General features: G+C 31.7%; 8 protein-coding genes. 4 read left to right on the top strand and 4 right to left on the bottom strand.

The window, feature by feature from the left end; genetic code table 11:
* Positions 1-39 precede the first annotated feature (39 nt).
* The 4 genes from MC378_RS03480 to MC378_RS03465 all read right to left on the bottom strand — a co-directional run bounded on the left by MC378_RS03480 (position 40) and on the right by MC378_RS03465 (position 5805).
* A complete protein-coding gene (locus tag MC378_RS03480; RefSeq protein ID WP_242177333.1) occupies positions 40-2346 on the bottom strand; it encodes a glycoside hydrolase family 65 protein in 2307 nt (768 codons plus the stop codon).
* A gap of 90 nt (positions 2347-2436) precedes the next feature.
* A complete protein-coding gene (gene pgmB, locus MC378_RS03475; protein ID WP_242177332.1) occupies positions 2437-3090 on the bottom strand; it encodes a beta-phosphoglucomutase in 654 nt (217 codons plus the stop codon).
* The gene (locus tag MC378_RS03470) at positions 3091-4620 is read right to left on the bottom strand and encodes an MFS transporter (RefSeq protein ID WP_242177331.1); all 1530 of its coding nucleotides are present in this window, start codon (positions 4618-4620) and stop codon (positions 3091-3093) included.
* A 144-nt stretch (positions 4621-4764) separates the two neighbouring features.
* Positions 4765-5805 carry a LacI family DNA-binding transcriptional regulator gene (locus MC378_RS03465; protein ID WP_242177330.1) on the bottom strand — a complete coding sequence of 347 codons (1041 nt, stop codon included), beginning with the start codon at positions 5803-5805 and terminating at the stop codon, positions 4765-4767.
* Between the two features lie 181 nt (positions 5806-5986).
* Here MC378_RS03465 and MC378_RS03460 point away from each other — a divergent pair, with 181 nt between their 5' ends.
* From MC378_RS03460 to MC378_RS03445, 4 genes are read left to right on the top strand one after another with little or no spacing between them, the layout of a single operon-like run.
* The gene (locus MC378_RS03460) at positions 5987-8923 is read left to right on the top strand and encodes a SusC/RagA family TonB-linked outer membrane protein (RefSeq protein ID WP_242177329.1); all 2937 of its coding nucleotides are present in this window, start codon (positions 5987-5989) and stop codon (positions 8921-8923) included.
* Positions 8924-8940: 17 nt separating this feature from the next.
* Complete coding sequence (locus MC378_RS03455; RefSeq protein ID WP_242177328.1) at positions 8941-10563, top strand: RagB/SusD family nutrient uptake outer membrane protein; 1623 nt, start codon at positions 8941-8943, stop codon at positions 10561-10563.
* A 19-nt stretch (positions 10564-10582) separates the two neighbouring features.
* Positions 10583-11713, top strand: a complete 1131-nt coding sequence (locus tag MC378_RS03450; RefSeq protein ID WP_242177327.1) for a SusE domain-containing protein — start codon at positions 10583-10585, stop codon at positions 11711-11713.
* Positions 11714-11735: 22 nt separating this feature from the next.
* Entirely contained in the window at positions 11736-13415 is a 1680-nt protein-coding gene (locus MC378_RS03445) for a SusE domain-containing protein (protein WP_242177326.1), read from the top strand.
* Positions 13416-13430: the final 15 nt, after the last annotated feature.

Genomic DNA, 13430 nt, shown 5'->3' with positions numbered 1-13430 from the left:
TGATAAAAAAAATGTTTCTGAATAGCTTCATATTTTTATTTAAACAGTTAATAAATTATTAGGAGAAACAGTTACAATTTCTCCATTTACAAAAATGTTAATTTCTTGTTTTCCTTCTAATTCAAAATGAGTTCCATTCTGACCCACATTTACAGTAATTACTTGATTTCTAAAGTTAACTTTAAATGAATATCTTTTCCATCCTTTTGGTATTTTTGGTGAAAAAGAAAGTGTATTATTTAGAACTCTCATTCCTCCAAAACCTTCTACAATACTCATCCAAGTTCCTGCCATAGATGTTATATGCAAACCTTCTTCTACTTCGTGATTATAATCGTCTAAATCTAAACGAGAAGTACGCAAATAGAATGTATATGCTTGTTCCATTCTATTTAACTTTGCTGCTTGAATACTGTGTACACAAGGAGACAATGAACTTTCATGCACAGTAAATGGCTCATAAAAATCGAAATGACGCTCTAATTCTTCTGTTGAAAAATCATTTTCAAACATATAGAAACCTTGTAAAGTATCTGCTTGTTTTATATATGGAGAACGTAAAATTCGGTCCCAACTCCATTTTTGATTGATTGGACGCTGACTTTTATCTAAATCTGCAACGGTAATTAATTCTTTGTCTAAAAATCCATCTTGTTGTAAGAAAACATTGTGCTTTTCTGAATATGGAAAATACATATTATCAGCCACATTTTTCCATTGAGCTAATTCCTCATCAGAGAAATTTACTTTTTCTTTAATTCGGATATAATCTGAAATATGATCAATTTTTACTATATCAATATTTTCTAACGCATAATTGATACACCATTTTGCAATATAATTGGTGTAAAAATTATTGTTTATATTATTTTCGTACTCATTTGGACCTGTTACGCCCAAAATCATAAATTTATTTTTATCTGTTGAAAAAGTTGCTCTTTGTTGCCAAAAACGAGCAATACCAATTAAAACTTCTAATCCTTTTTCTGGAATGTAAGAATAATCATCTGTAAAACGGTAATAATTATAAATAGCAAAAGCGATGGCGCCATTTCTATGAATTTCTTCGAAAGTAATTTCCCATTCGTTATGGCACTCTTCACCATTCATAGTAACCATTGGATACAATGCTGCTCCGTTTGAAAAACCAAGTTTTTCAGCATTTTCAATCGCTTTTTCTAAATGATTGTATCTGTACTCTAACAAGGTTCTAGCAACAGATTGATCTTTGGTTGCCATGTAAAAAGGAATACAATAGGCTTCGGTGTCCCAATAGGTACTTCCTCCATATTTTTCTCCTGTAAATCCTTTTGGACCGATATTTAAAGAAGCATCTGTACCTAAATACGTTTGATTCAGTTGAAAAATATTAAAACGAATTCCTTGTTGTGCTTTTACATCACCTTCTATAGTAATATCCGACATATTCCAGATTTGTGCCCAAGATTGTTTTTGCATTTCTAATAAAGCATCAAAACCAAAACCTACCGCTTTGTCTAAAATATCTTTTGCTGCAGCTACTAACTTGTTTTTATCATGATTTCTATCAACCACATAACCACCAAATTTATGAATGGTAAAAGTTTGATTTTGTTTAATTTCTTGTTGATAAGTGCACGAGGTATAATTTAAAGTTTGCTCGTTATTACAACCAGTAATTACCTCATCATTATTGATAAACAATCGAGACTCCATAAACGTACATGTATAAAAATACGTTTTCATGGTTCTTGCTTGAATGAAAGATTGTTGATTGTTTTGAGAAACTTCTAACACATCCCAAAATTGGTCATCCCAATTGGTATCTTCATTTGTAATTCCTGCATCTAAATAAGGAATATATGTAATTTTAGCATCAGAATTTAAAAGAGTCACATTGTAGTTAATGGCTCCTACTTCATCCAATTCTAAACTTAAAAAACGTTTTGTGTCTACTTTAATTTTGATTCCATTTTGTAAAACGGCTTCAAAACTTCTTGACAACCAACCTTCTTTCATGTTTAGTTCTCTCTTAAATTTTGAAACTTCTCTACAGGTATGTAAATCTAGTTTTTCGTCATTTATTAAAACGTTAATTCCAATCCAATTTGGTGCATTTAAAACTTTTGCAAAATACTCTGGATATCCGTTTTTCCACCATCCAACTCTGGTTTTATCTGGATAATAAACACCAGCAATATAACTTCCTTGAAAAGTTTCTCCCGAATAATTCTCTTCAAAATTAGCACGTTGTCCCATGGCTCCATTACCAATACTAAACAAGCTTTCTGAAGATTTTACTTTATCCGAATTAAATCCTTCTTCGATGATAGACCATTCATTTGGTATGATATAATCTTGATTCATTTTATGTCTTTTTGAGGGAAAAGAACAATAGTATTAGAACAAAGAAATTTTTAGGTTTCTCTTTTCTTAATTTGATCTTTTCAATTCTTTTTATCTATTTATTAACTCTTGTACGAAATATGTATCAATTTGAGTAAAGTCATTAAAATTATACTTTGCTTTAGTAAGTACATTTTTATCACCTATACCGATACTTATCATTTCTGCACGATTAGCAGCTTCTACACCTGCAACAGCATCTTCAAAAACAACACAATCTTCTGGTTTAACACCTAATTGTTTTGCCGCCAACAGAAAAACTTCTGGATCTGGTTTTGCCTTTGTTACATTATTTCCGTCTACAATCGTATCAAAATAATGTAGCAGCCCCACTTTCTCTAAGATTGGTTGTGCATTTTTACTTGCAGAACCAAGAGCAATAGGGATGTTTCTTTCTTTTAAAAACTGTAAAATTTTTGGTACATCTGGTAAGATTTCTGATGCATCCATGTTTTTTATATAAGCTAAATAGTCTATGTTTTTTTCGACCATCCAAGTATCAAACTCTTCTTGAGTTGCTTTTCTATTGCCAATTTCTAACAATATTTCTAAACAACGTTTTCTACTTACACCTTTAAATAATTCGTTTTGTTCTTTGGTAAAGTCAAAACCTAATTGATTAGCTAGTTTTTTCCAAGCTAAATAATGATATTTTGCGGTATCAACTATTACACCGTCTAAATCGAATATAAATCCTTTTTTCATTTAATTTGTTTCATTAGATGTTTTATCATCTACTGTTAATGATATAATTCCAGCTAAAATCATTGAGATACCACCAATCAATAATGCATAAATTGGTTGATTGTCAAAAAATGTTGAAACTAAAAACCCTAAAATTGATGCTGCAACTAATTGAGGAATAACAATAAAGAAGTTAAAAACTCCCATATAATATCCCATTTTTGATGCTGGTAAAGAACCAGAAAGCATTGCATAAGGAACAGATAAAATACTTGCCCAAGCAATACCAACCCCTATCATAGGTAACCATTCTATAGTAAAAGTAGTAGGTTCTGAAATAAAGTATAAAGACATTAACCCAAAACCACCTAGTACTAATGCTAAGAAATGAGTAAATTTTCTACTTGTTTTTTTCGCTAAAAGCGGAAGTAAAAAAGCTACTGCTGCTGCAATAATATTATAATTTGCAAACATTTCTCCAACTTGATTAGCTCCCGTATTAAATGCTTCTGAAGTAGTATCGGTAGTTTTATAAATATGTTCTGTTACTGCACTTGTTGTATAAATCCACATAGAAAATAATGAAAACCAAGAAAAGAACTGAACCCAAGCCAATTGCTTCATTACTTTGGGCATAAATTGAAAATCATTTACAATGGTTACAAAACCATTTCTATAATTTTTATTTTTTTGCAAATACCCAGAAATAATTAAAATAATACCTCCTAATGAAATTAAACCTAATGTTAAAACATATAAATCTTTTTTAAGAGCATAATAATTGATAACATAAGTAGAGAGAAGACCAATAAGTAATGTAATTACACCTTTTATAAGATGAGATTTTCCATTGGAAATAAACCAAGATTCTGGTTTTTCTATTTCCTCATAACTAGATTCTTCAGCCTCTTCAAAAACTTTCATTTCTTCTGGAGAATATTCTTTAGAACGCAACACCGTCCATAAAACCGCTATAAAAAAAGCTGCTCCACCAATATAGAATGAATACTTTACTGAATCAGGAATTACGCCTTCAGCAGCTGTATTAGCTACACCAAAATAAGTTAAAACTAAAGGAAGTTTAGAAGCTACATAAGCACCTATACCAATAAAAAAACTTTGCATTGCAAAACCTTTTGTTCTTTGAGAATCTGGCAAATTATCGCCAACAAAAGCTCTAAAAGGTTCCATTGAAACATTAATAGAGGCATCCATAATCCAAAGCATACCTGCCGCAAACCAAAGTACAGAAGAATTTGGCATTATAAATAATGCAAGTGATGCCAAAATTGCCCCAACTAAAAAGTAAGGTCTTCTTCTTCCTAATTTAGGATGCCACGTTCTATCGCTAAAATATCCGATGATGGGTTGTACTATAAGCCCTGTTAAAGGGGCAGCAACCCAAAGTATAGGTATATCTTCTACCTCTGCTCCGAGTGTTTGAAAAATCCTACTAACATTTGCATTTTGTAGAGCAAAGCCCATTTGTATTCCTAGAAATCCAAAACTCATGTTCCAGATTTGCCAAAAACTTAATTTACGCTTTTCCATTATCGTAATTATTAGTTCATACTACGATAAGTACTTTAGACTTATCAATTCATAAATTTTGTGGAATGTAATTTATTGATAAATCTTAATATGGTAACAAATATATGTTATTTTTACAAAGTTGATAAAAAGTCTTTATAAAATTTACGACGACGGTTTCGTAGATTCTCGTAACTTTAAGTCGCTAGAAATCACAATCTTTTTTGGTTTGTAAATTTCCGATTCATTCTCTATTCTTTCTATTAAAACATCAACAGCTTGTTTCCCCATAGTAAAACCATGTTGTGCAATTGTAGTGATAGAAGGAGATGAATATTCTGAGATTAAACCATCTGTAAACCCTATTATTGATATTTCTTTAGGAATACTTAACCCCTTTTCTTTTGCTATTCTCATTGAGTTTGCCGCATAAATTTCATTCACAGCAAAGACAGCATCAATATCTTCTTCAAAAACTTTTTCTATTTGTTTTTTAATATCTTGATTTTCATCAATCTCTACAATTAAATTTGCATCTGTTTTAATATATTCTTCTATTAAAGCTTTTTCATACCCTTGTCTTCTTAAAGCTCCTACATTTACATGGTTTGGAGTTGTTATTAAAGCAATTCTTTTACAACCATTTTCTAACAAATGCTTGGTTGCTTTATAACCAGCACCAACATCATCAACCACCACTTTATCACACAAAATTTCATCAACAACTCTATCAAATAAAACAAAAGGAATCTCTTCAGAAACCAACTCTTTAAAATGGTTAAAGTCTTTATTTTTAAGAGTTTCACTAGCTACAGATAAAATAATTCCGTCTACACTTCCGTTAGACAAAACCTTTAAATTTTCAACTTCTTTCTTATAGGATTCGTTTGAAAAACAAACCATAATATTGTACCCTTTTTTATTAGCTCCTTCTTCTATTCCCATAATAACTGTAGAGAAAAAATGGTGCACTATTTTGGGTAGAATAACCCCTATTACCTTAGTCTTCTGGTTACGTAATTGAAGTGCTAAATGATTGGGTTTATAGTTATAAAGGTTTGCATAAGCCTGAATCTTCTTTTTAGTTTCAGTACTAATCTCATGACTATCTCTTAAAGCTTTAGAAACTGTAGAGGTAGAAACCCCTAATTCCTTTGAAATAGTTTTTATTGTTACTTTTTGCTTCGTTTTTTTATGAAAAGACAAAATTTAAGGTTGTTTTTTTGTTAATATAATGATTTTCATGCTTAAAAGTTTTCAACACGAAACCGTTTTCGTTAGTTTTAAAACATTGAAAATACTGCTTTCATTTATATATTTACTACTGTGGAATGTAAATTTATTGTTAAACAAATCAAATTTACAGTTATTATTTAACAAATTATACATGAAAAAATTTAAATTATTTTTAATTGGTATTCTTTTAAGTACATCTTTTACCATGTTTGCACAACAAACAGTAAAAGGTATTGTAAAAGAAAAATCATCGGGAGATCCTTTACCTGGTGTTAGTGTTGTAGTAAAAGGTACAAATAACGGGTCGGAAACTGACTTTAATGGAAACTTTACTATAGAAAAAGTAAAAACGGGTGATATACTTGTTTTTAGATATTTAGGTTATGCTAATAAAGAAGTTGCAATTACAAGTAATTATAACTTAATAGTAGAACTAGAAGAGTCTTCAGAACAATTAGATGAAATTGTTGTGGTTGGTTATGGTACCACTACAATCAAGGATGCTACAGGTTCTGTAGAAGCAATTACCAGTAAAGAGTTTACTAAAGGTAACATTGTTACTCCAGAAAACTTATTAAGTGGTCGTGTTGCTGGTGTAAATATAATTACAAGTGGCGCACCTGGTTCTGGTTCTCAAATTAGAATTCGTGGTGGGTCTTCTTTAAATGCATCTAATGATCCTTTAATTGTTGTAGACGGTTTAGCAATGTCTGGAACAGCAGGTGGTTCTAGAGGCGTTTTAGCAAGTATCAACCCAAATGATATTGAGTCTTTCTCTGTATTAAAAGATGCTTCTGCAACGGCTATTTATGGGTCTAGAGGTGCAAACGGTGTAATTATAATTACAACTAAAAAAGGTAGAAAAGAATATTCTTTAGATTATGATTTTCAAATGGGTTTTGGTGAAATTAGAGACAGAGTAAATGTTTTTAGTGGAGATGAATTTAGAAACTTAATTAACTCTCAACCAATCACTGGTACAACTATAGACGCAAGTTTATTAGGAACAGCAAATACAAATTGGCAAGATGAAATCTTCCAAAAATCAGTATCTACTCAACATAACTTAACCGTTAGAGGTCAAATATTTGCAAGAATACCTACAAGACTTTCGGTTGGTTTTTCAACAATAGAAGGTAATATACTTACTTCTAACTACGATAGAGCTACTGTATCTGTATCTATGAACCCTAGTTTTTTTGACGATCATTTAAAAGTAAACTTAAATTATAATAGAGCTTTTGAAGATAATAGATTTGCAGATTCTGGTCAGGTAGGTGCGGCTTTAAGATATGATCCTACACAACCTGTTTATGATGCTAGTTCTCCTTTTGGTGGTTTTTATCAGCACTATACAAGAGATGGTTTAGGAAGAGTTTTACTTTCTAACGGGGGTACAAATCCGGTAGCTAATTTATTGCAAAACAGTAATCTTTCTAACGTTTTTAGACATTATGGAAATTTAAAAGTAGATTACAAATTTCATTTCTTACCAGAATTAACAGCAACATTTAATGTTGGTTTTGACAAATCTACAGGAGAAGGTACAAACGTAAGCTCTTCTCAAGGTCCTGCTAGTTACAATAGTTTGTATGTAGGAAACGATTCTGCATATACTAGTGAAGTTTTAAATGAATCTTTAGATGGCTATTTAAACTACGTAAATACTTTTGGTAAAGTAAAAACAGATATTATGGCTGGTTATTCTTATCTAAGGTTTAACGGTTCTGGAACAAGTACAGGAAACAGCAGAAACCCAAATGACCAAGGAGCAACTACTAGTGTATCAACACCTGTTGTTTTAGTCGGATTCTTAGCAAGAGCTAATTTAACTTATAATGAAAAGTACTTATTAACTTTAAACTACAGAAGAGATGGAACTTCTAGATTTGGCCCACAAAACAGATGGGGTAATTTTGGAGGAGCTGCCTTACCTTGGAGAGTTAGTGATGAAGATTTCTTAAAAGACAATGAAGTTCTTTCTGAATTAAAGTTACGTGCTAGTTATGGAGTTAATGGACAACAAGATGGTATTTCTGGAGATTTATATTTAGATAGATATCGTTTTGGAAATACAAATTCTCAATATTTATTTGATGGGACTCCAATTCAATCTACAATTCCTTCAGAAAGAAGTAATTTAAAATGGGAAAACACAGCTACTATAGAATTTGGTGTAGACTATGGTTTATTTAATAATAAATTAACCGGATCTTTCAATGCTTTTAGAAAAAACTCTACAGATCTTTTATCGGATGCTCCAGTAGCAGACGGTAGTAACTTTACAAACAGGGTTCTACAAAATGTTGGAGACTTAGAAGTAAATGGTTTAGAATTCACATTAAATGCAGATGTAATTAAAACCGAAGATTTAAATTGGAACATTAACTTTAATGCAACTTATTTAGATAGAGAAATTAAAGAATTGGCCTTGGATCAAGATATAACTACTGGAGTAATTTCTGGTGGTACTGGAAACTACATACAGTTATATAGTGAAGGTTTTGCTCCTAATTCTTTTTATGTATACAAACAATTATATAATACTGCAGGAGAACCAATTGAAGGTGCTTATGCAGATTTAAATGGTGATAGTATTATTAATTCAAAAGATCGATATTTAAAAGGAGATCCACAAGCAGATTTTACTTTCGGTTTTCAATCTAACATTAATTATAAAAACTTTGATTTAGCTTTTAACTTAAGAGCAAGTGTAGGAAATTATGTTTACAACAATGTAAATTCTTCAACATCACAATATAGTTTATTACTAGATCAAGCTGTTTTAGGAAATATTCCAACAACTGTATTAAACACAAATTTCCAAAGAACTGCTGATGTAATTTTATCGGATATTTATTTAGAAAATGCATCTTTCTTAAAAATGGACAACATTACTTTAGGATATACTTTTGATAGACCTATCAAAAAATTTGCTTCTAACAGTATACGTTTATGGGCTGGTATGCAAAATGTATTTACCATCACAAACTATTCTGGTTTAGATCCTGAAGTATTTGGAGGTATAGATAATACTATTTACCCAAGACCAAGAACATTCTTGGTTGGTGCTAATATTAAATTTTAATTAATAAAAAATTAAAGATGAAAACAATATTTAAAATCGAAAAAATAGCAGCAATACTTCTTGTTATGGTCGTGGCTTTGTCTTCTTGTACGAAAGACTTAAACATTACACCAAAAGATGATCAAGATTTATTAGGTGAAGAGTTTTTTGCAAACGAAACTTCATATAAAGAATTATTGGCAGGAGTATACGCAAACCTTTCACTAACAGGAGTAGATGGTCCTGGATCATCAAACATCGATGGTTTAGATGCAGGAACAAGTCAGTTTGGTAGGGTTTTATTATACCTACAAACTTTATCTGCAGATCAAATGATTTGGTCTTATGAAAATGACCCTGGTACAAGAGAAATGCAACGTAATTTATGGAATGCAGACGATCCAATTATCTTAGGAATGTTTGGTAGAAGCCATGTAACCATTGCTTTTGCAAATAACTTTTTAAGAGAAACTACAGAAGCTAAATTAAACGAAAGAGAAGTTTCTGCCGCTACAAGAACAGAAATTACAAAGTACAGAGCTGAAGCTCGTTTACTAAGAGCAATGTCTTATTATTATATGCTAGACTTATTTGGGCAAGCAAATTTTTCTACAGAAGATGATGCAATAAACGCACAACCACAAGCCTACAACAGAGCTCAACTTTTTGATTATGTTGAATCTGAATTAAAAGCAATTGAAACTAATTTAGCAGATCCATTGACCAATGAACACGGAAGAGCAGACAAAAGTGTTGCTTGGATGATTTTAGCTAAAATGTATTTAAATGCTGAAGTTTATCTTGGACAAGATAAATATACAGATTGTGTAGAATACTGTAATAAAATTATTGGTGGTGGTTATTCTCTAGCCACAGATTATGCTCATAACTTTATGGCAGATAACGATGTCAATTCTGCTAAAAATGAAATCATTTTCCCTTTAATTTCAGACGGAACTTATACGCAAAACTATGGTCCTACAACCGTTATGATTAATGGATCTGTAGGAAGTATAGAAGAAAACGGTGCTGCTTTAGGTGTTGGTGCTACTGGATGGGGTGGAGCTATTAGATTAAGAAAAGAGTTTGTTCAGTTATTTGATGATGGAATTTTTAATAACGATACAAGAAATACCATCTTAAAAGGAACTGCTGCTGAGCCTAGAAGTATTGTAATTACAGATATCTCAAATAAAGATCAAGGGTATGTTTTAGAAAAATATTCTAATGCAAAATCTACAGGAGGTTTCGGTTCTGATCAAACATTTGTAGATACAGATTTTCCTTTATTTAGATTAGCAGATGTATATTTAATGTATGCAGAAGCACATTTAAGAGGCGCTACAAATTCTACAGAAGCAAATGCTTTATTATATGTAAACTTACTAAGAACAAGAGCTAATAACCCACAAAACAATCTTTCTTCTTCAGACTTAACTTTAGATTTTATCTTAGATGAAAGAGCTAGAGAATTACACTGGGAAGCACATAGAAGACAAGATTTAATTCGTTTTGGGAAATTTACTGGTGGTTCATATAACTGGGCATGGAAAGGTAATGGTACTAATGGTATTTCACTACCTGCTTACATGAAATTATTTCCAATTCCAGCAGCAAGTTTAGCTTCTAATCCTAATCTTACTCAAAATGCAGGATACTAATATTAAAAACAAATTACAAATGATGAAAAATATAAAAAGATTTTCAGCAGTTACAATTATTGGGTTGGTTTTACTCATGTTCAATTCTTGTGATGATAACTCTGAAATATTTACAATTTCAGCACCCACAGCACCTATTTTATCTGAATTAAATTTTACTGATTTAGAATTGGATGCTGTAAATACGGCAAATCCTGCTGTAACTTTAAATTGGATTGAAGCAGATTATGGACAACAAGCATCTATAAACTATGCAATACAGTTTTCTAATGATGATGCCTTTACAGCACCAGTAACTGCTGCTACTGTAACTGGTTTAAGTTCTATTACACTATCTGTAAATGAAGTAAATGCGGCAGCTGGTAATGCTGGTTTAAATCCATTTGAATGGTCAACGCTATACATTAGAGTAATCGCTTCTTTGGGTTCTCTAAATAATGAGGCTTCAAATTCAAATACAATTCAAGTGAATGTATATCCTTACTTTAATTATGTCTTTAATGATTATTATTTAGTGGGAAATGGAGTTGCTCCAGGTTGGAACAATAACAATAATAACCCTTTCCTATTTAGAGATGAAAGTGATAGTAATGTTTTCTATTATACTGGCTTTTTCAACAACGCAGGAGGATATGACGAAGGAAGATTTAAGGTTTTAGAAACCAAGGGTTTATGGCAACCTCAATGGGGAGTTACGGACTCTGAAGGTAGTGATGACCCAAGTACTAGTGGAGATATTGCAGGAAACCCAGGAACTCAATCTGATGATCCGGGAAGATTCGGTGTTCCCTCATCTGGTTTTTACACCTTTACTATAAATTTTGCATCAAAAAAATATACTCTAGAACCTTTTGATGCTACAGGAATTACAAGTCCTACTAGCTTAACTTTAACAGGATCTAGTACTGCAGATATTACAATGAATGCTTTAGCTTTTGATGGACACATCTGGTACGCTACAGCTGTAAGATTAACTCCTGGAGATGTAACATTTTTAACAAACTCAGGTGCGTCGTTAGGTAGTACAACCTCTTTTTCTGGTGTAGCTACTGACGGAGGTGGCGCAATACCTGTAATTGTAGAAGATGATTATGATGTTTGGTTTAATGATTTAACAGGTCGTTATATCTTAATCCCATTAAACATATAGTATTAATTTTAAAAGATAAAAGATGAAAATTAATTTAAAAAAATTAAGCTACTTATTTCTTTCTCTAACCCTATTATTAGGTTCATGTGAAGTAGAACAAAGCTTAACAGTTACGAGTCCAGATCCAGAATTTGTATTAGATACCCCTGGAATAAGTAGTGTGTTCTTAAATTTTGCACTACCTAATAATCCTGCATTTACAATTACTTGGAAAGATGAAATAGCTACAGGTGCAGATTATACTGTAGAAATGTCTACAGACAATGAATTTACAACTCCTTTAAGCTTAGGAACAACAGATAGAAATAGTTTTTCTATGTCTGTAGATAACTTTAACAATGCAATTACAAATGCAGGGGTTACAAGTTTTAGAGACGTTGCTATCTATATGAGAATAAAATCTGGTGACAGATTAACAAATACTATTTTACTATTAGTAACCACATATCCTGTAAACGCACCTACTTTTAGTGGGGTTGCAGATGGAGATGCTTTTGTTTTATCATTAGACAATAATGATGCAGTAGCAATTACTGTTGGTTGGGAAGATCCAATATTAGATTCTTCACTAAGTATTGATGTAGAATATATTTTAGAAGCAGCTTTTCCTGGTACTAATTTTGCTACGCCAATTGAAGCGGGTAGAGTCACAAATATGAACTCTATAACGCTTACAAATGCACAGTTAAATGCTGTTGCAATTCAAGCAGGAATTCCAGTTGATACTGCAGGTGATTTAGAATTGAGAATTAGATCAATTATTACCGATAGCGCATCAAGTAGTGTTCTAGAAAGAACTAGTGATTCATTAACAATTAATGTTACAACATATTTAACTGTTTTAGATTTATCTACAACTTGGGGTATTGTTGGTTCTGCTGCTAATGATTGGGGAGCTACTCCAGATTTACCTTTCTTTAAAACTGATGTGGATGGAGTTTTGACAGCCTATGTTACCTTAACTGATGGTGAATTTAAATTTAGAGAAAATAATGATTGGGCAAATAACTTAGGTAGTGACTCTTCTACCGGAGGTGCTTTAACTTCTAACGGAGCTAATATGACTGTTTCTGCAGGTTCATATAAAATTGTACTAGATTTAAACAACATGAATTATACTATCGAATCTTTTTCTCTTGGTATTGTTGGAGGTGCATATAATGATTGGGGAGCTACGCCAGATTTCATGTTAGAATATGATCAATATTCAGATGTTTTTAGAGGAATTGTAACTCTTATTGATGGAGAAATGAAATTCAGAATGAACAATGATTGGGGTACTAACTGGGGTGATAATGGTGCAGATGGTAGATTAGAACTTGATGGAAGTAATATTGTAGTTACAGCAGGAATATACATTGCAACTGTAGATATGAATGATTTATCATACTCTTTAGAACCAATTACTAATGTTTGGGGTCTTGTTGGTGCTGCATATAACGATTGGGGAGCTACTCCAGATGCACAATTTAAAAGAGATTGGTCTAGACCTTTTGATGATATTTGGATTTTAGAAAATGTTACTCTTATAGATGGTGAATATAAATTTAGAGCTAATAATGATTGGGGTCTAAATTATGGAGACAATGATTCTGATGGCGTTTTAGAAGAAAATGGATCCAATCTTTTAGCAACTGCAGGGACTTATACATTCATATTAGATTTCTCTGATCCTGCAAACCCAACTTATACAATAAACTAAGTTTTTATTACTCAT

It is taken from the genome of Polaribacter marinus (assembly GCF_022662535.1).
Lineage (GTDB): Bacteria > Bacteroidota > Bacteroidia > Flavobacteriales > Flavobacteriaceae > Polaribacter > Polaribacter marinus.
This window is presented reverse-complemented; position numbering and strand designations above follow the sequence as displayed.

Coding starts and splice junctions, on each gene's coding strand:
- MC378_RS03480 (WP_242177333.1), bottom strand. CDS start 2,346: ATGAATCAAGATTATATCATACCAAATGAATGGTCTATCATCGAAGAA.
- pgmB (WP_242177332.1), bottom strand. CDS start 3,090: ATGAAAAAAGGATTTATATTCGATTTAGACGGTGTAATAGTTGATACC.
- MC378_RS03470 (WP_242177331.1), bottom strand. CDS start 4,620: ATGGAAAAGCGTAAATTAAGTTTTTGGCAAATCTGGAACATGAGTTTT.
- MC378_RS03460 (WP_242177329.1), top strand. CDS start 5,987: ATGAAAAAATTTAAATTATTTTTAATTGGTATTCTTTTAAGTACATCT.
- MC378_RS03455 (WP_242177328.1), top strand. CDS start 8,941: ATGAAAACAATATTTAAAATCGAAAAAATAGCAGCAATACTTCTTGTT.
- MC378_RS03450 (WP_242177327.1), top strand. CDS start 10,583: ATGATGAAAAATATAAAAAGATTTTCAGCAGTTACAATTATTGGGTTG.
- MC378_RS03445 (WP_242177326.1), top strand. CDS start 11,736: ATGAAAATTAATTTAAAAAAATTAAGCTACTTATTTCTTTCTCTAACC.